The organism is Streptomyces sp. NPDC005004 (assembly GCF_053600675.1).
In genome coordinates, this window is the sequence record NZ_JBSGAH010000011.1 from 166,959 (window position 1) to 185,736 (window position 18,778).

Annotated in this window: 12 protein-coding genes; 7 read left to right on the forward strand and 5 right to left on the reverse strand. The window is 72.9% G+C overall.

Annotation, left to right across the window (positions count from 1 at the left end; all coding sequences use genetic code 11):
* Positions 1–7: 7 nt before the first annotated feature.
* Together ACWEEU_RS18045 and ACWEEU_RS18050 are read right to left on the reverse strand one after the other, a co-directional pair.
* Entirely contained in the window at positions 8–1,120 is a 1,113-nt protein-coding gene (locus tag ACWEEU_RS18045; protein ID WP_385747016.1) for an ADP-ribosylglycohydrolase family protein, read from the reverse strand.
* Entirely contained in the window at positions 1,117–2,388 is a 1,272-nt protein-coding gene (locus ACWEEU_RS18050) for an ADP-ribosylglycohydrolase family protein (RefSeq protein WP_451733377.1), read from the reverse strand. Before ACWEEU_RS18050 ends, ACWEEU_RS18045 begins: the two co-directional genes overlap by 4 nt.
* 284 nt (positions 2,389–2,672) lie before the next feature.
* Between ACWEEU_RS18050 and ACWEEU_RS18055 the strand changes: the two genes are divergently transcribed.
* The 3 genes from ACWEEU_RS18055 (at position 2,673) to ACWEEU_RS18065 (ending at position 9,921) form a co-directional block, all read left to right on the forward strand.
* Entirely contained in the window at positions 2,673–3,404 is a 732-nt protein-coding gene (locus ACWEEU_RS18055; RefSeq protein ID WP_451733380.1) for a VIT1/CCC1 transporter family protein, read from the forward strand.
* Positions 3,405–3,869: 465 nt separating this feature from the next.
* Positions 3,870–8,465, forward strand: coding sequence for a glutamate synthase large subunit (gene gltB, locus ACWEEU_RS18060; RefSeq protein ID WP_385747054.1), 4,596 nt, complete (start codon positions 3,870–3,872; stop codon positions 8,463–8,465).
* The gene (locus tag ACWEEU_RS18065; protein WP_385747022.1) at positions 8,458–9,921 is read left to right on the forward strand and encodes a glutamate synthase subunit beta; all 1,464 of its coding nucleotides are present in this window, start codon (positions 8,458–8,460) and stop codon (positions 9,919–9,921) included. Before gltB ends, ACWEEU_RS18065 begins: the two co-directional genes overlap by 8 nt.
* 157 nt (positions 9,922–10,078) lie before the next feature.
* Here the strand turns inward: ACWEEU_RS18065 and ACWEEU_RS18070 are convergent, their stop codons facing one another.
* Positions 10,079–10,996, reverse strand: coding sequence for a rhomboid family intramembrane serine protease (locus tag ACWEEU_RS18070; RefSeq protein WP_451733383.1), 918 nt, complete (start codon positions 10,994–10,996; stop codon positions 10,079–10,081).
* Between the two features lie 198 nt (positions 10,997–11,194).
* Complete coding sequence (locus tag ACWEEU_RS18075) at positions 11,195–12,082, reverse strand: hypothetical protein (RefSeq protein ID WP_451733386.1); 888 nt, start codon at positions 12,080–12,082, stop codon at positions 11,195–11,197.
* Positions 12,083–12,180: 98 nt separating this feature from the next.
* Here ACWEEU_RS18075 and ACWEEU_RS18080 point away from each other — a divergent pair, with 98 nt between their 5' ends.
* Both ACWEEU_RS18080 and pepN read left to right on the forward strand, forming a co-directional pair.
* Entirely contained in the window at positions 12,181–12,522 is a 342-nt protein-coding gene (locus ACWEEU_RS18080; RefSeq protein WP_385747028.1) for a chorismate mutase, read from the forward strand.
* A 303-nt stretch (positions 12,523–12,825) separates the two neighbouring features.
* Positions 12,826–15,309 carry an aminopeptidase N gene (gene pepN / locus ACWEEU_RS18085; protein WP_385747030.1) on the forward strand — a complete coding sequence of 828 codons (2,484 nt, stop codon included), beginning with the start codon at positions 12,826–12,828 and terminating at the stop codon, positions 15,307–15,309.
* A 24-nt stretch (positions 15,310–15,333) separates the two neighbouring features.
* Here pepN and ACWEEU_RS18090 read toward each other — a convergent pair whose 3' ends face one another.
* A complete protein-coding gene (locus ACWEEU_RS18090) occupies positions 15,334–15,864 on the reverse strand; it encodes a GNAT family N-acetyltransferase (protein WP_451733390.1) in 531 nt (176 codons plus the stop codon).
* Between the two features lie 145 nt (positions 15,865–16,009).
* On the opposite strand from ACWEEU_RS18090, the gene ACWEEU_RS18095 reads away from it, so the two are divergent.
* Both ACWEEU_RS18095 and ACWEEU_RS18100 read left to right on the forward strand, forming a co-directional pair.
* Positions 16,010–17,368 carry a pyridoxal phosphate-dependent decarboxylase family protein gene (locus ACWEEU_RS18095; RefSeq protein WP_451733393.1) on the forward strand — a complete coding sequence of 453 codons (1,359 nt, stop codon included), beginning with the start codon at positions 16,010–16,012 and terminating at the stop codon, positions 17,366–17,368.
* Entirely contained in the window at positions 17,365–18,777 is a 1,413-nt protein-coding gene (locus tag ACWEEU_RS18100) for a lysine N(6)-hydroxylase/L-ornithine N(5)-oxygenase family protein (RefSeq protein ID WP_385747035.1), read from the forward strand. The genes ACWEEU_RS18095 and ACWEEU_RS18100 overlap by 4 nt, the downstream gene beginning before the upstream one ends.
* Position 18,778 lies beyond the last annotated feature (1 nt).

The window sequence follows — 18,778 nt, forward strand, 5'->3', positions numbered from 1 at the left end:
GCCCGAATCATCCCCCCGGTCGGGTCCGTTGTGCGGCTTCCAGCAGCCCGGCGAGTTCCACGAGGTCCGTCCCGGTGAGGCGGGGCAGCGCGCAGCCGGACAGCACGCGGCAGGCGTCCCGCCAGGTTCCGGGCACGCACGCGCCGCCGCCCAGCGCGCCGGTGAGCGCCCCGGCCAGCGCCGGAGCGGAATCCGCGACCCGGGACAGGCACGCGGCGGCGGGGACGGCCTCGCGGATACGGCCCTCCGAGGCGGCGGTCAGCGCCAGCGCGACGGGGACGGTCTCGGCTGCCGCCACGCCGTAGCTGTACACATGATCGACGATCCGGTGCTCCAGGAGGGGGATCAGCTCGAAGGCCGAGCCGCTGTCCGGGACCAGCGCGAGCGCCTGACGGGCGTTGCGGCCGATCTCCGTCCCGGCCGGCAGCTCCGCGAGCGCCGCCGCCACGCACGCGTCCGCCTTGTCCCCGGCCAGCGCCGACGCCAGCGCCGCCGCCATCGCCCGCGCGCCGTGCACACCGTCGCCGTCCTGGGTGTAGCGGGCGTCGAACTCCGCGAGGTCCGCCGCGCGCCCGGGGTCGCCCGGGTGGGCCACGGCGAGGACGCAGGCGCGCACGCAGGCGGCGTCGTCGAAGTAGTGCGGGTTGTCGTGCCCGGTGGCGGGGGGCCGCAGTCCGGCGGCCAGGTTCCCCAGACCCGCCCGCACCGAGATGCGGGCCCGCAGCGGCAGCACGGCCGACTCGATCTCCGGGGCGCGGTCCGCCGCGGCCGCCACCTCGGCGGCGACGGCGGTCCAGGTCAGGTCGATCGCCGCGCGCATCCGGCGCTCGCGGCTCAGGTCCCCGAGCACGTCGTCCCCCGCCCGCAGCACCGCCTCGGCCGCGAACGCCGCCCACTCCGCGTCGTCGGAGGGGCCGAGCCGCAGCGGCTCCGGCGGCTGGTTCAGCGCGACCGGCACGGGCAGCGTGGTCGTCGCGTTCAGCTCCGCGAACGTGTCCAGCTCCCGCGTGAGCCGCCGTGTCCACTCCGGCATCCGCGCCGCCCGATGCCGCGCGGCAGGCCACCCGGCGGCGTCCCCGGCAGCCAGTCCGAGCAACAGCCCCTCAATGCGCCGACTCACGCGGGGACCTCCGCGTCGGAGCGGGGGGTCGTGGGCGCGGTGGGGGGTGTGCGGGTCCCGTCCTCCGGCGACGCGCCGCTCCCGGCCGTCACCAGCTCCCGTGCGTCCCCGCTTCCGGTCGCCACCCGTCGTCGTACTTCCTGTGGCGCCGCGCCGTTACCCGTCGTCATCACCTCCCGGAGTGCCCCGCCCCGCACGAACTCCCGTACCTCCTCCGGCAGGAAGTCCGGGACGGCCAGCGCCTCGCCCCATTTGCCGCCCTCCTCCGGCACCAGGAGTTCGGCGATGTCGAGGATGTGGTGGCCGGCCATGGCGGGGAGGCAGCGGCCGCGGGCGGGGCCGATGGCGGCGGCCCAGTCGGCGGGGATGGCGCCAACGCCCCGGGTGGCGCCGGCGAGGGCGCCCGCGACCGCGGCCGTGGTGTCGGCGTCGCGGCCCATGTTGACGGCCGTCAGCACCGCCTCGCGGAAGTCGCCGTCGGCCGCCGCGTACGCGCCGAAGGCGAGGGCGACGGCCTCGGGGGCGAGGTCGGTCCAGGGGTAGCCGCCGATGACGACGGCGGAGCGGACCGCGCGCTCGCCCCGGTGGGCGACGGCGACCGCGCGCCGCAGCGAGCGGGCGGTCCAGGAATCGTCGGGTACGGCCGCGAGCGCGGCGGCGATCACCACGGCCGGGCCGGCGCCCGCCATCGCCGCCGCCACCCCGGCCGCGACCGCCTGCCCGCCGTGGATGCCCTCGCCCTCGTGGCTGACCGAGCCGTCGATCGCCACCAGCCGGGCCGCCTCGCCGGGCCTCCCGGCGGCGAACACCCCGAAGGGCGCCGCCCGCATCGCGAGCCCGTCGCTCCAGGCGTGCCGGTGCTGGGCGGAGATGGGTGCGGCCAGACCCCGCCGCAGGTTCTCCAGGGTGCCGCGCTCGCTGAAGCCCGCGCCCCGGAAGGGACCCTCGGCCCGGTCCGCGATCCACTGGTGCCAGGCCGCCTCGACATGCGCCGGGGTGAGCGCGGAGCCGTGCCGGGCGAGCAGCAGCCCCGAGAAGATCGCGTACTCGGTGTCGTCCGTGCCCGAGGGCCGGTCGCTGACGTACCCGGTGATACGCCCCCAGCGGGCGCGGATCTCGGAGGGCTTCATGTTCTCGGCCGGGGCGCCGAGCGCGTCGCCGACCGCCAGGCCGAGCAGCGCGCCGCGCGCCCGCTCGCGCGGTCCGGGTCGGTCCCCGGGCGCCGGGTCCGGTACGGGGTCCGGGGCGGTGCGGGCGGTCGAAGCCATGGCGGACTCTCCTTCGGCGGTGGGCCGCGCCAGGTCCTGTCGGCCGCGCGCCCCTTTGCGGATGTGTCCCCCGCGACACGCGCCCACCAGCCTCCGGAGCCCCAGCATCACTCTCTCGGCATCTGAGCGTTCGAATCCTCGGATGAGCAAAGAAAGGTAAAGCCGCTGGTTAGCCGAGCCTTTCCTTGCTGGCGGGCGTGGAATGCCCGACGTAGATTATGGGTTGTCGAAAGATAGAAACAGTCCAAAGTTAGCTTTGGCTAAGCTTCCCCCGGGGGTTCTGAATGGCCATCATCGACACCGAGGCCACGCTGCACGAGGCGCACCGTGACAACCACACCCACCGCGACGTCAACGGCGGCTGGCTGCGCCCCGCCGTCTTCGGCGCGATGGACGGCCTGGTGTCCAACCTCGCCCTGCTGACCGGCGTCGCGGGCGGGTCCGTCGGCCATCAGACGATCGTGATCACAGGGCTCGCCGGACTCGCCGCCGGCGCCTTCTCCATGGCGGCCGGCGAGTACACCTCCGTCGCCTCGCAGCGCGAGCTGGTACTGGCGGAGCTGGACGTCGAGCGCCGTGAGCTGCGCAAGCACCCGCAGGCCGAGGAGGAGGAGCTGGCCGCGCTGTACACCGCGCGCGGAGTCGAGCCCGGCCTCGCCCGCGAGGTCGCCCGGCAGCTCTCGAAGGACCCCGAGCGCGCCCTGGAGATCCACGCCCGCGAGGAACTGGGCATCGACCCGGCCGACCTGCCCTCGCCGCTGGTGGCCGCCGTGTCCTCGTTCGGTTCGTTCGCCCTCGGCGCCCTGCTGCCCGTACTGCCGTTCCTGCTGGGCGCGACCGTACTGTGGCCCGCCGTGCTCCTCGCCCTGGCCGGACTCTTCGGCTGCGGTGCGGTCGTGGCCCGGGTGACGGCGCGGTCCTGGTGGTACAGCGGCCTCAGGCAGCTCGTCCTCGGCGGCGCCGCGGCCGGTGTGACGTACGTCCTGGGCAGCCTCTTCGGTACGGCCGTAGGATGATGTCCATCGAATGTATGCGACAGCCCGCATAAATAATCGTTACTCGCGGGTTTCGAACGCTTAACCATGGGGCATGACCAGGGAGCACTGGCACTGCGGGCAATGACGCCTGCGGTGCGCCCCGTGGTCCGGGGGAAAGACACCCGGCCCCGCCCCCCCTCGGACCGGCCCGGTCCCGATCCGACCGATCACCCCGGCCCGGCCTCCACGCACCTTTCCCGCCGCCGTGCGCGGCACCCCGCCGCGACCGACCTCGCGGCACCCGCCGCGACCCCTGCGGCACCCTCGCCGCACCCCGCGGCACCCGACGCGACCTTCCGTGTGGCGTCCGCATGGTGGAACGGCCTATCCGGTTCCCGGGAACCGTCCCATCATGTAACCTGCACGAAATTTTGCACCCCACGCAGAGGGCCAGCGTCGTCCCTCGGTACCGCACATGGCCAGATGACGACGACGGGAGAGCCGATGCGTACGCCGCGCCAGCCGTCCCAGCACTCCGTGAACGACCGCGCCTGGTCCTTCATGGATGCCCGCCCTGCTGCCCAGGGCATGTACGACCCCCGCGACGAACACGACGCCTGTGGCGTCGGTTTCGTGGCCACCCTCACCGGCGAGGCGAGCCACGCGCTGGTCGAGCAGGCGCTGACCGTACTGCGCAACCTGGAGCACCGAGGTGCCACCGGTTCCGAACCCGACTCCGGGGACGGCGCCGGCATCCTCTCCCAGGTGCCCGACGCGTTCTTCCGCGAGGTGGCCGGATTCGATCTGCCCTCCGCCGGTTCCTACGCGGTCGGCATCGCCTTCCTGCCCGAGGACGGCACCTCCGAGGCCGTCTCACAGATCGAGACGATCGCCGCTGAAGAGGGCCTCACGGTCCTCGGCTGGCGCGAGGTCCCGGTCGCCCCCGAGCTGCTCGGCGCGACCGCCCGCTCGACCATGCCCGCCTTCCGTCAGATCTTCGTCTCCGACGGAGTCAGCGAGGGCATCGCGCTCGACCGCAAGGCGTTCGTCCTGCGCAAGCGCGCCGAGCGGGAGGCGGGGGTCTACTTCCCCTCGCTGTCCGCCCGGACCATCGTCTACAAGGGAATGCTGACCACCGGCCAGCTCGAGCCCTTCTTCCCGGACCTGTCCGACCGCCGCTTCGCCTCCGCGATCGCGCTCGTCCACTCGCGCTTCTCGACGAACACCTTCCCGTCGTGGCCGCTCGCGCACCCCTACCGCTTCATCGCGCACAACGGTGAGATCAACACCGTCAAGGGCAACCGCAACTGGATGCGCGCCCGCGAGTCCCAGCTCGCCTCGGACCTGTTCGGCAGCGAGGACAACCTCACCCGGACCTTCCCGGTCTGTACGCCGGACGCCTCCGACTCGGCGTCCTTCGACGAGGTCCTCGAACTCCTGCACCTGGGCGGCCGCTCGCTGCCCCACTCCGTGCTGATGATGATCCCGGAGGCATGGGAGAACCACGCCTCCATGGACCCGGCCCGGCGCGCCTTCTACCAGTTCCACTCCACGATGATGGAGCCCTGGGACGGCCCCGCCTGCGTCACCTTCACCGACGGCGTCCAGGTCGGCGCCGTCCTCGACCGCAACGGTCTGCGCCCCGGCCGCTACTGGGTCACCGACGAGGGTCTGGTCGTCCTCGGCTCCGAGGTCGGCGTCCTGGACATCGACCCCGCCCGGGTCGTCCGCAAGGGCCGCCTCCAGCCCGGCCGCATGTTCCTCGTGGACACCGCCGAGCACCGCATCATCGAGGACGACGAGATCAAGGCGTCCCTCGCCGCCGAGCAGCCCTACGGCGACTGGATGGAGGCCGGGGAGATCGAGCTGGGCGACCTGCCCGAGCGCGAGCACATCGTGCACACCCACGCCTCCGTCACCCGGCGCCAGCAGACCTTCGGCTACACCGAGGAAGAGCTGCGCGTCATCCTCGCCCCCATGGCCAAGGCGGGCGCCGAGCCCATCGGCTCCATGGGCACCGACAGCCCCATCGCGGCCCTCTCCGAGCGCCCCCGGCTGCTGTTCGACTACTTCACCCAGCTCTTCGCGCAGGTCACCAACCCTCCGCTGGACGCCATCCGGGAGGAGCTGGTCACCTCCCTGCGCTCCTCGCTCGGTCCCTCGGGCAACCTGCTGGACCCGACCGCGGCGTCCTGCCGCTCGGTCCTGCTGCCCTTCCCGGTGATCGACAACGACGAGCTGGCCAAGCTCATCCACATCAACGCCGACGGCGACATGCCCGGCTTCAAGGCCGCGACCCTGTCCGGCCTCTACCGGGTCTCCGGCGGCGGCGAGTCCCTCGCCGCGCGCATAGAGGAGATCTGCGCCGAGGCGGACGCCGCCATCGACAACGGCGCCCGGCTGATCGTCCTGTCCGACCGGCACTCCGACGCCGAGCACGCGCCGATCCCCTCGCTGCTGCTCACCGCCGCCGTCCACCACCACCTCATCCGCACCAAGCAGCGCACCCACGTGGGCCTGCTGGTCGAGGCCGGTGACGTGCGCGAGGTCCACCACGTCGCCCTGCTGATCGGCTACGGCGCCGCCGCCGTCAACCCCTACCTGGCGATGGAGTCCGTCGAGGACCTGGTCCGGGCGGGCACCTTCCTGCCCGGCATGGAGCCGGAGGCGGCCATCCGCAACCTGATCCACGCCCTCGGCAAGGGCGTCCTCAAGGTCATGTCCAAGATGGGCATCTCCACCGTCGCCTCCTACCGCGGCGCCCAGGTCTTCGAGGCCGTCGGCCTCGAGGACGAGTTCGTCGCGAAGTACTTCGACGGCACCACCTCCAAGATCGGCGGCGTCGGCATCGACGTCATCGCCCGGGAGGTCGCCGCCCGCCACGCCAAGGCGTACCCGGCCAGCGGCATCGCACCCGCGCACCGCACCCTGGAGATCGGCGGCGAGTACCAGTGGCGCCGCGAGGGCGAGCCGCACCTGTTCGACCCCGAGACGGTCTTCCGCCTCCAGCACTCCACCCGCGCCGGCCGGTACGACATCTTCAAGAAGTACACCGACCGCGTGAACGAGCAGTCCGAGCGCCTGATGACGCTGCGTGGCCTGTTCGGCTTCACCTCCGGCCGGGCCCCCATCCCGGTGGAGGAGGTCGAGCCGGTCTCCGAGATCGTCAAGCGCTTCTCCACCGGCGCCATGTCGTACGGCTCCATCTCCCGCGAGGCGCACGAGACGCTGGCCATCGCGATGAACGAGCTGGGCGGCAAGTCCAACACCGGCGAGGGCGGCGAGGACCCGGAGCGCCTCTACGACCCGGCCCGGCGCAGCGCCATCAAGCAGGTCGCCTCCGGCCGCTTCGGCGTCACCTCCGAGTACCTGGTCAACGCCGACGACATCCAGATCAAGATGGCCCAGGGCGCCAAGCCCGGCGAGGGCGGCCAGCTCCCCGGCCACAAGGTCTACCCGTGGGTCGCCAAGACCCGGCACTCCACGCCCGGCGTCGGCCTGATCTCCCCGCCCCCGCACCACGACATCTACTCCATCGAGGACCTGGCCCAGCTCATCCACGACCTGAAGAACGCGAACCCGCAGGCGCGGATTCACGTCAAGCTGGTCTCCGAGGTGGGCGTCGGCACGGTCGCGGCGGGTGTGTCCAAGGCGCACGCGGACGTGGTGCTCATCTCCGGCCACGACGGCGGCACGGGTGCCTCCCCGCTCACCTCGCTGAAGCACGCGGGCGGTCCCTGGGAGCTGGGCCTCGCCGAGACCCAGCAGACCCTGCTGCTCAACGGGCTGCGCGACCGGATCGTCGTCCAGACCGACGGCCAGCTCAAGACCGGCCGTGACGTGGTGATCGCCGCGCTGCTCGGCGCCGAGGAGTTCGGTTTCGCCACGGCGCCCCTGGTGGTCTCCGGCTGCGTGATGATGCGCGTCTGTCACCTGGACACCTGTCCGGTCGGCATCGCGACCCAGAACCCGGTTCTGCGCGAGCGCTTCAACGGCAAGGCCGAGTACGTCGTCAACTTCTTCCGGTTCATCGCCGAAGAGGTCCGCGAACTCCTGGCCGAGCTGGGCTTCCGCTCCATCGAGGAGGCCGTCGGCCACGCCGAGGTGCTCGACGTCGAGCGCGCGGTGAACCACTGGAAGGCACAGGGCCTGGACCTGGCCCCGCTCTTCCACGTGCCCGAGCTGCCCGAGGGCGCGGTGCGCCACCAGATCACCACCCAGGACCACGGCCTGGAGAAGGCGCTCGACAACGAGCTGATCAAGCTCGCCGCCGACGCCCTCGCCGTCCCGGACGCCACCGAGGCCCACCCGGTGCGCGCCCAGGTCGCCATCCGCAACATCAACCGCACGGTCGGCACCATGCTCGGCCACGAGGTGACCCGGAAGTTCGGTGGCGCGGGCCTGCCCGACGACACCATCGACATCACCTTCACCGGCTCGGCCGGCCAGTCCTTCGGCGCCTTCCTGCCGCGCGGTGTCACCCTCCGCCTGGAGGGCGACGCCAACGACTACGTCGGCAAGGGCCTCTCCGGTGGCCGGATCGTCGTCCGCCCCGACCGGGCGGCGGACCACCTCGCCGAGTACTCCACCATCGCGGGCAACACGATCGGCTACGGCGCCACCGGCGGCGAGCTGTTCCTGCGCGGCCGGAGCGGCGAACGCTTCTGCGTCCGCAACTCCGGCGCCCTGGTGGTCTCCGAGGGCGTGGGCGACCACGGCTGCGAGTACATGACCGGCGGTCACGCCGTCGTCCTCGGCCCGACCGGCCGCAACTTCGCGGCGGGCATGTCCGGCGGCATCGCCTATGTGATCGACCTCGACCGGGACAACGTCAACCCCGGCAACGCGGGCGCGATCGAGCCCCTGGACGACGCCGACCGCGTCTGGCTGCACGAGGTGGTGCGCCGCCACGCGGACGAGACCGGCTCCACGGTCGCCGCCAAGCTGCTCGACGACTGGGACCGGGCGGCCGAGCGGTTCAGCAAGATCATCCCCAGCACGTACAAGGCAGTGCTCGCCGCCAAGGACGCCGCCGAGCGGGCCGGTCTCTCCGAGACCGAGATCACCGAGAAGATGATGGAGGCGGCGACCAATGGCTGATCCGAAGGGCTTTCTCAACCACGGCCGCGAGGTCGCCCGCACCCGCCCCGTGGACGTGCGCCTCAAGGACTGGAACGAGGTCTACGTCCCCGGCTCCCTGCTGCCGATCATCAGCAAGCAGGCCAGCCGGTGCATGGACTGCGGCATCCCGTTCTGTCACAACGGCTGTCCGCTCGGGAACCTGATCCCCGAGTGGAACGACTACGCCTACCGCGAGGACTGGGCCGCCGCCTCCGAGCGGCTGCACGCGACCAACAACTTCCCGGAGTTCACGGGGCGTCTGTGCCCCGCCCCCTGTGAGTCGGCCTGCGTGCTGGGCATCAACCAGCAGCCGGTCACCATCAAGAACGTCGAGGTCTCCATCATCGACAAGGCGTGGGAGACCGGGGACGTCGCCCCGCGCATCCCCGAGCGCCTCTCGGGCAAGACCGTCGCCGTCGTCGGCTCGGGCCCGGCCGGGCTCGCCGCCGCCCAGCAGCTCACCCGCGCCGGGCACACGGTCGCCGTCTACGAGCGCGCCGACCGCGTCGGCGGACTGCTGCGGTACGGCATCCCCGAGTTCAAGATGGAGAAGCGGCACATCAACCGCCGCATAGAGCAGATGCGCGCGGAGGGCACCCGCTTCCGCACCGGCGTCGAGATCGGCCGCGACCTCAAGGCGACCGACCTCAAGAAGCGCTACGACGCCGTCGTCCTGGCCGTCGGCGCCACCACCGCCCGCGATCTCCCCGTCCCCGGGCGGGAGTTGAACGGCATCCACCAGGCGATGGAGTATCTGCCGCTGTCCAACAAGGTCCAGGAGGGCGACTACGTGGCCCCGCCGATCTCGGCCGAGGGCAAGCACGTCGTCGTCATCGGCGGCGGCGACACCGGCGCCGACTGCGTGGGCACCGCCCACCGCCAGGGCGCGGCCTCCGTCACCCAGCTGGAGATCATGCCCCGCCCGAACGACGAGCGGCACCCGCTGAACCAGCCCTGGCCGACCTTCCCCATGCTCTACAAGGTCACCAGCGCCCACGAGGAGGGCGGCGAGCGGGTCTACTCCGTCTCCACCACCCACTTCGAGGGCGACGAGGACGGCAACGTCCAGTGGCTGCACCTGACGGAGGTCGAGTTCATCGACGGCAGGCTGACCCCGAAGCCGGGCAGCGAGCGGAAGATCCCGGCCCAACTGGTCACCCTCGCCATGGGCTTCACCGGCACCGACCGGGAGAACGGCCTGGTCGAGCAGTTCGGTCTCGAGCTGGACGAGCGGGGCAACATCGCCCGCGACGCCGACTTCCAGACCAACGTGCCCGGCGTGTTCGTCGCCGGCGACGCGGGCCGCGGCCAGTCCCTCATCGTGTGGGCCATCGCCGAGGGCCGTTCCGCCGCCCGCGGCGTGGACCGCCACCTCACCGGGGCGAGCGACCTGCCCGCCCCGATCCGTCCGACCGACCGCGCCCTGGCGGTCTGACGGCCCCTCCACCGGATGTCCCGTACAACGACGTACGCGGCATCGGGCGGCGCCTGCCCGACAGTCCCCGACCGGACGCCCCGGCAGGCGCCGCCGCCTGTCCGGGGCCGGTCCGGTTCCGCGAAGGGAACGGGACCGGTCCGCGAAGGCGTCCGGCTCAGGCCATGGCGCCGGTGAAGCCCGACACCTTCACCCACGTCAGCACCAGCAGCACCACCACCAGCGCCGCGCACGCGCCCGCCTGGACCAGCGTCCGGCGCTTGTCGCGGGGCGCGTAGGCGTAGGCCAGCGTCACCAGACCGCCCGTCAGCAGGCCGCCCAGGTGCGCCTCCCAGGACGTCATGAACGCCGAGACCACCAGCCAGACCAGCAGACCGGTCATGTACTGGTTGACCGCCCGCATGTCGTAGCCCAGGCGGCGACCCATCACCCAATAGGCCGCGCCCAGGCCGAAGATGGCGCCCGAGGCGCCGATCGTCAGGTCCTCGGGCGCGACAAGGAGCACCAGCACCGAGCCGCCCAGCGCCGACAGCAGGTACAGCGCGAGATAGCGGGCCCGCCCCAACTGGGTCTCCACCACCCGGCCGATGGTCCACAGCGAGACCATGTTCATCACGATGTGCGCCATCCCCAGGCCCTCGTCCGGCGGCATGTGCAGGAACGAGCCGGTCAGCAGCCGCTCCCACTGCCCGCCCGCCAGGCCCTCCGGGCGCAGCACCGGGTCGTAGGGGTACTGCCACAGGTAGTGCCCGCCGTGCGGTCCGAGCAGCCCCGCGCCCAGCATCCCGAACCGGTCCGTCACGGACGGCCGGGCCAGCTCGAGGAGATAGGCGAGCACGTTCAGGCCGACCAGCGCGTACGTCACCAGCGGCACCGCGCTGATCCTGCCGCCGAACGCCGTCCGCGCCTGCCGGACCGAACGTGTCCCCTCCTTCACGCACTCCACGCACTGGTGGCCGACCGCCGCCTCGCGCATGCAGTCCGGGCAGATGTAGCGGTCGCAGCGGGTGCAGCGGACGTGCGACTCCACCTTGGGGTGGCGGAAGCAGGTGGTCACGTCGGACTCGGCGGTCACGGCCGGCTCCTCGGGGGAAGACTGGGACAGGATGAGCCGGTGGGGCGGCGGCGAACAAACTATCGGACGGGGGCGCACCGTGGGCGAACGGCGGGGGAGGACCGGCCGTCCGGCTGCGATCACCTGATTTTCCGACGCCGCGTCACCGCGTCACCGCGCCCCGCGCCCCGCGCCCCGCGCGCGGGCGTCGCGGTCCGCTCAGGTGTCGCACTCCAGCACCGTGCGGCACAGCCCGCACCGCGCCTTGACCCGGCCCCGCACCGGCACCCTGATCCGCTGGTGGCAGACCGGGCAGTCGAAGGAGACGCGCGGGCGTCCGTCGGACCCGAAGGTGAAGGCGTAGCCCGCCTCCGGGTCCGGCGGAGTGCGCGGGGGACGGCGGCGCTGACGGGCGTAGCGCAGCCGGGCCGGGCGCCCCGCCGCCGTCAGCGGGGGCCTGCGCTCGTCGTGCCGGGCCCGGGCGAGACCCTTGGCGTACGCGTCGGCCGCCTGCGGGCTGGTGAACCACACCGCCGGGTCCTCGTGGAACAGCAGGGCCCGCTTGGCCAGTACGTACCCGAACTCCTCGGGCGTGAGGTAGCCGAGCTTCTGCGAGGCGGGGCCGTGCTCGCGGTAGGCGTCCAGGAGCAGCCAGCCCGCGCCGAGGTAGACCGCCACCGTGTCGGTCAGGATCTCGTTCTCCGCCGTGGTCGGGAAGGCCAGACCGAGCCGGTGCAGATAGACGTGCGCGACCTCGTGGGCCAGGGCCGCGCCGATGTCCTCGCGATGGGTGCGGAAGCGGTCGTTCAGCTCCACGAAGTACTCCGGTCCCGCCGCCAGCTCGACGTTCGCCGCGTAGGTCATCTCCCGGAAGCCCACGATCAGCCGGGCGTCCGGCAGCCGGAAGTGCCGCACCAGCTCGCGCGCCACCCGCTGGGCGCCCAGATGCAGGTCGTCCGCCTCCCCGAAGGCCACGTCGGCCGGTGCCACGCTGGTCGCGAAGGTCTCCACCACGTCGCACGACAACCGCTTGTAGAGCGCGGTGACCGCTCTGCGCACCGTCGCCAGATGCGGAAAGCCGTGTTCGACCGGTCCGCCGTTCGCCACGTCCGCACCCCCAAAGACGCCGGGAAGCCCACTCCACCATAGGTCCGCCCCGACCGCCCGGGAACGGCACCGGGCCGCGCCCCGTAGGGTTGTCGCCCATGACCATCAGCAACACCGGTACCGGTGACGTCGAGCCCGAGGTCCACGAGGAGCTGGAGCGGCTGCGGGCGAGCATCGACAACATCGACGCGGCCGTCGTCCACATGCTGGCCGAGCGCTTCAAGGCCACCCAGCAGGTCGGCCGCCTCAAGGCGCGCCACCAGTTGCCCCCGGCCGACCCCGCCCGCGAGGCACGCCAGATCTCCCGCCTGCGCAGCCTCGCCGAGGACGCCCGCCTCGACCCGGCCTTCGCCGAGAAGTTCCTCAACTTCATCGTGGCCGAGGTGATCCGCCACCACGAGCGCATCGCCGAGGACACGGTGCGGCCGCCGGCGAACTGAAGGACGGGGTCCGCCGCGCCACGCTGACGCCGGCGGCCCGCGGCGGGCGCGCCCCGAGACGCCTCACGGGTGCACTGTGCGGGGAGCGAGGCCGCCGCCCGTCGTCGTGGGCGGCGACGAGCGCGCCCGTCCCGACGACCGGTCGGCATCCGCGGGCCGCAGGCGCTCCCGCACCTCACATGGGCCGCTCCGACGGGGCCGGGGAGCGGGGGTGAGGCGCGTGGGAGACAGAGGGAGGCGGACATAAGCCATGTACCGGTCCGCCTCTGTCCGGCACCGGCGGCATCGGGCAGCATGGCCTGCATGTCCGTACTGACGCGCGACGAAGCGCAAGCCCGAGCACAGCTCATCGACGTCCACCGCTACACCGTCGACCTCGACCTCACCACCGGGGAAGAGACCTTCGGCTCCCGCACCGCGATCGCGTTCAGCGCGCGGTCCGACGGGGACACCTTCGTCGAGCTGAAGCCCGCCGAGCTGCGCGCCGTCACGCTGGACGGACAGCCGCTTGACCCCGAGACCCTGGACGGCAACCGGCTGCCGCTGAAGAACCTCACCGCGGGCGAACACGAACTCACCGTGGACGCCGTCATGCGCTACTCGCGCACCGGCGAGGGAATGCACCGCTTCACCGACCCCACCGACGGCGAGACCTACCTCTACACCCAGCTCTTCCTCGACGACGTCCAGCGCGTCTACGCCGCCTTCGACCAGCCCGACCTCAAGGCCGTCTTCGACGTCACCGTCACCGCCCCCGAGGAGTGGACCGTCCTCGCCAACGGCGTCACCGAACACCTCGGAGGCGGCCGCTGGAAGGCCGCCACCACCCCGCTCATCTCCACCTACCTCCTCGCGGTCGCCGCGGGCCCCTGGCACTCGGTCCACACCGAACACCGCGGCCTGCCCTTCGGCATCCACTGCCGCCGCTCCCTCGCCCCCCACCTCGACGCCGACGCCGACGAGATCCTCGACGTCACCCGCGCCTGCTTCGACCGCTACCACGAGAAGTTCGCGGAGCCCTACCCCTTCGACTCCTACGACCAGGCGTTCGTCCCCGAGTTCAACGCCGGCGCCATGGAGAACCCCGGACTCGTCACCTTCCGCGACGAGTTCGTCTACCGCTCCGCCGTCACCGACACCGAGCGGCAGACCCGTGCCATGGTCATCGCCCACGAGATGGCCCACATGTGGTTCGGGGACCTCGTCACCCTCAAGTGGTGGGACGACATCTGGCTGAACGAGTCCTTCGCGGAGTACATGGGCTACCAGACCACCCTGGAGGCCACCCGCTTCACCGAGCCCTGGGTGGAGTTCGGCGTCACCCGCAAGGCGTGGGGCTACGACGCCGACCAGCGCCCCTCCACCCACCCCGTCGCCCCCGAGGCCGTCGACGACACCGCCGCCGCCCTCCTCAACTTCGACGGCATCTCCTACGCCAAGGGCGCCTCCGCGCTGCGTCAACTCGTCGCCTGGCTCGGCGAGAAGGATTTCCTCGCCGGCATCAACATCCACTTCGAACGGCACCGGTTCGGCAACGCCACCCTCGCCGACTTCATCGACTCCCTCGCCGCCGCCACCGAACGCGACGTCCACGCCTGGGCCGACGCCTGGCTGCGCACCACCGGCGTCGACAAGCTCACCGCGCACATCGGCTCCGCCGAGGACGGCACCCGCACCCTCACCGTCGAACACGAGGGCGGCCGCCCGCACCGGGTCACCGTCGGCCTCTACGACCACGACCTCACCGAGGAGGGCCGCCTCACCCCGCGCGTACCCCTCGGCCTCGACATCCCGCACACCGCGCCCGCCCCCATCGGCAAGCGCCCCGCCCTGGTCGTCCTCAACGACGGCGACCAGACCTACGCCAAGATCCGCTTCGACGCCGACTCCTTCGAGACCGTCCGCACCAGCCTCTCCGGACTGCCCGACCCGCTCACCCGCGCGGTCGTCTGGAACGCCCTGCGTGACGCCGTGCGCGACGGCGAGCTCCCGCCCGCCGCCTACCTGGAGACCGCCCGCGCCCACCTCCCGCTGGAGACCGACCTCGCCCTCGTCGAGGGCGTCCTCGCCTTCGCCATCGGCCACATCGCGCTGCGCTACCTCACCCCCGAGGAGCGGCCCGCAGCGCTCGCCACCCTCACCTCGCTCTGCCGCGACCTCATCCGCCGCACCGAGGACGGCGACAACCCCGGCCTGCGCCTGATCGCCGTACGCCGCTTCATCGACGTCGCCGCCCACCCCGAGACCCTCGACGCCTGGCTCGCCGACGGCACCGTGCCCGGCGGACCCGAACTCGACCCCGAGCTGCGCTGGCGCATCCTCGGCCGGCTCGCCGTCCTCGGCGCCACCGACGAGGCGGCCATCGCCGCCGAACTGGAACGGGACCCCTCCGCCAGCGGCCAGGAGGGCGCCGCCCGCTGCCGCGCCGCCCTGCCCGACCCGGAGGCCAAGCGGATCGCCTGGGACGCCATGTTCACCGGCGACGACCTCTCCAACTACCTCTTCAAGGCCGTCGCCCAGGGCTTCTGGCAGCCCGAACAAGCCGACCTGGTACGGGAGTACGTCAGCCGCTACTTCAAGGAAGCCCCCGCCGTCGCCGCCCGCCGCGGCCCCGCCATCGCCGCCGCCGCGGGCGTCTGGGCCTTCCCCCGCCACGCCGTCGACCGCGAGACCCTCACCCTCGGCGAGACCTGCCTGAGCGAGGGCACCCCGCCCACGGCCCTGCGACGCAAGCTGATCGACGAACTGGACGACCTGGCAAGGGCGTTGCACGTACGGGGCGAGTAGCGACGGGGGCGCCGGGCGGTGCTGTCAGGCGGAAGGCGCTCTCCGCAGCACCGCCCGGCGCGGCGCGCCCCTACCGCCACCGCCCGGGTCCGCCGCGGGGGCGTCCAGCGTGAAGCCGAGACGAGTCAGGAAGCGCTCACCCGGAAGCCAGCCCGGCGGAACCGTCGCCGTCACCAGCGAGGGCTCACCGAAGCGGGGGAGGAGCGCCTCCGTCACGGCCCGGCCCAGCCCCCGCCCCCGCGCCCACGGCGCCAGCAGGAACAGCCCTACCGCCACCGCCCCCGGCTCGGGATGGTCCCGCACCGCGTCGAGCACCCCCGCGACCTCGCCGTTGCGCTCCACCACCAGCAGCGCCTTGGCCGCCGGGTCCGCGCCCGGCGGCAGCGCGTAGAACAGACTCTGCACGTCACCCGGCCCCGACGGCAGTCCCGTCGCCGCCAGGAACCAGTCCTCACACTCCTCGAACAGCCTGAGCAGCGGACCCTCGTCACGGGACTCCACCTCCCGGACGAGAACCCGCTCACCTGGGACGTCGATCGGCCACACCTCGTTCATCCCGCCGACGATAAGCCCGTACACGCACTCCTCCGACGCGTTTTCCCCGCACGGCAGTACCCACGACCGACTTCCGTCGTTGGACATCGCGGACACCCGGCCCCAAATCCGCCCGGCCGGCCGTCCCCGCCCCGCAGGAGAGCCCATGAGCACCCCGCCCCTCGCCGCCGGACCCCACGGCCCCGACGCGCTGCGGCCCCTGCTGGACACCGTGCTCGACGCCCTCGCGGCGGGGGCGGCCGACCGGGGCGGACCGCTGCCCGCCGGAGGACCGCACACCGTGGACGCCCGCGTCGAGGAAGTCCTCGGGGACGTGCTGCCCGAGCACGGCGACCCCGACGCCCTGCGCACCCTCGTCCACCTCCTCGCCGCCGGGGCCGCCGACCCCGCCGACCCGCTCTGCGCGGGCCACCTGCACTGCCCCCCGCTCGCCGTCGCCACCGCCGCCGACCTCGCCGCCAGCGCGCTGAACCCCTCCCTGGACTCCTGGGACCAGGCCCCCGCCGCCTCCGCGCTGGAGGCCCGGGTCACCCGCGCCCTCGCCCGGCAAGCCGGACTCGCCGACGCCCTGGTCACCACCGGCGGCACCGAGTCCAACCAGCTCGCCCTGCTCCTCGCCCGCGAAACCCACGGCAGCGCCCTCACCCTCGTCTGCGGGGCCAACGCCCACCACTCCCTGCCCCGCGCGGCCTGGCTCCTCGGCCTGCCCGCCCCGCTCGTCCTGCCCACCCCCGACGGCACCCTCGACCCCGCCTCCCTCGACACCGCGCTCACCGCACTCCAAGGACCGGCCCTCGTCGCCGCCACCGCGGGCACCACCGACGCCGGACTCATCGACCCGCTCCCCGAGATCGCCGCCCGCTGCACCGCCCACGGCGCCCGCCTCCACATCGACGCGGCCTACGGCGGCGGACTCCTCTTCAGCGACCGCCACCGCACCCGGCTCACCGGACTCGACGCCGCCGACACCATCACCCTCGACCTGCACAAACTCGGCTGGCAGCCCGTCGCCACCGGACTCCTCGCCCTGGCCCGCCCCGCCGAACTGACCGCCCTCCACCAGCGCGCCGACTACCTCAACGCCGACGACGACACCGACGCCGGCTACCCCGACCTCCTCGGCCGCTCCCCGCGCACCACCCGCCGCCCCGACATCCTCAAGGCCGCCGTCACCCTCAAGACCCTCGGCCGCACCGGACTCGCCGAACTGGTCGACCAAGTCTGCGCCCGCGCAGAGGAGTTCGCCGCACTCGTCCGAGACCACCCCCGCTTCGAGCTGTACCGCCCGCCCGGGATCAGCACCGTCCTGTTCCGGCCCGCCCACGCCCCCGACGACACCGTCGCCGCCGTCCGCCGCACCCTGCTCCACCAGGGCCGCGCCGTCCTCGGCCGGGCCCGCGCGGACGGCCGCCTCTGGCTCAAGGTCACCCTCCTCAACCCCCACACCCGGCCGGACGACCTGGCCCACCTCCTGAAACTCGTCGAAGGACACACCCCCAGATGACCCACCCCCCACGGCACGAGCCCGCATCCCCCCGCGACCTCGTCGGCATCGGCATCGGACCCTGCAACCTCTCCCTCGCCGCCCTCGCCCACCCCCTGGCCGAACTCGACGCCGTCTTCTACGAACAGCGCCCCGGCTTCACCTGGCACCCCGGCCTGCTCATCGAGGACGCCACCCTCCAAGTCCCCTTCCTCGCCGACCTGGTGACCCTCGCCGACCCCACCAGCCCCTGGAGCTTCCTCAACTACCTCCGCGCCCGCCAGCGCCTCTTCCCCTTCTACTTCGCCGAGCACTTCCACATCCGGCGCGCCGAATTCGACGCCTACTGCCGCTGGGTCGCCCGGCACCTGCCCGGACTGCGCTTCTCCCACCAGGTCGACACCGTCCGCTGGGACCCCGAACACGACGTCTTCGAGGTCGACTTCACCCGCCTGGACGCCGAAGGCCAGGCCGAATCCCTCGGCCGCACCCGCACCCGCAACCTCGTCCTCGGCATCGGCACCGCCCCCTACGTGCCCGAACCCCTGCGCCCCCTCGCCGCCGCCCCCGGCGTCCCCGTCCTCCACGCCGCCGACTACCTCACCCACCGCGACGCCCTCCTCGCCGCCGGACACGTCACCGTCGTCGGCTCCGGACAGTCCGGCGCCGAGGTCTTCCTCGACCTCCTGCGCCACCGCCCCCAGGGCCACGAGGGCCTCCACTGGATCGGCCGCACCCCCGCCTTCGCCCCCATGGAGTACTCCAAGCTCGGCCTGGAACACTTCACCCCCGACCACACCCGCTACTTCCACGCCCTGGCCGAACCCGTCCGCGACCGGCTCGTCCCCGCCCAGTGGCAACTCCACAAGGGCGTCGACGCGGGCACCCTCGCCGCCATCCACGACGAGTTGTACCGGCGCACCCTCCACGGCGGCTGGCCCGACGCCGTCCTCACCCCCGGCGTCCACGTCCGCACCGCGGGCCGCCTCGGCACCGGACAGGTCGAACTCCACCTCGAACACCGCGACCAGGGCACCCGCACCCGCCTCGCCACCGACGCCGTCGTCCTCGCCACCGGCTACCGCGAACGCCCCCTCGACGGCGTCCTCGCCGGACTCACCCCCCACCTGCGCCGCGACAGCGCCGGACGCCCCCTGATCGACCAGGACTTCCGGCTCGTCCTCGACCCCGCCGTCACCGGCGCCGTCCACGTCCAGAACGCCGAACTCCACACCCACGGCGTCGGCGCCCCCGACCTCGGCCTCGCCGCCTGGCGCAGCGCCGGCATCCTCAACGCGCTCACCGGCAAGGAGCAGTACCCGCTCCCCACCCGCACCGCCTTCACCACCTTCGGACTCCACCCGCAACGCACGAACCCCGGCGACGGCAGGACCCACCAGGTCCGCACCGTCACCGGGGCACCGGTCTAGA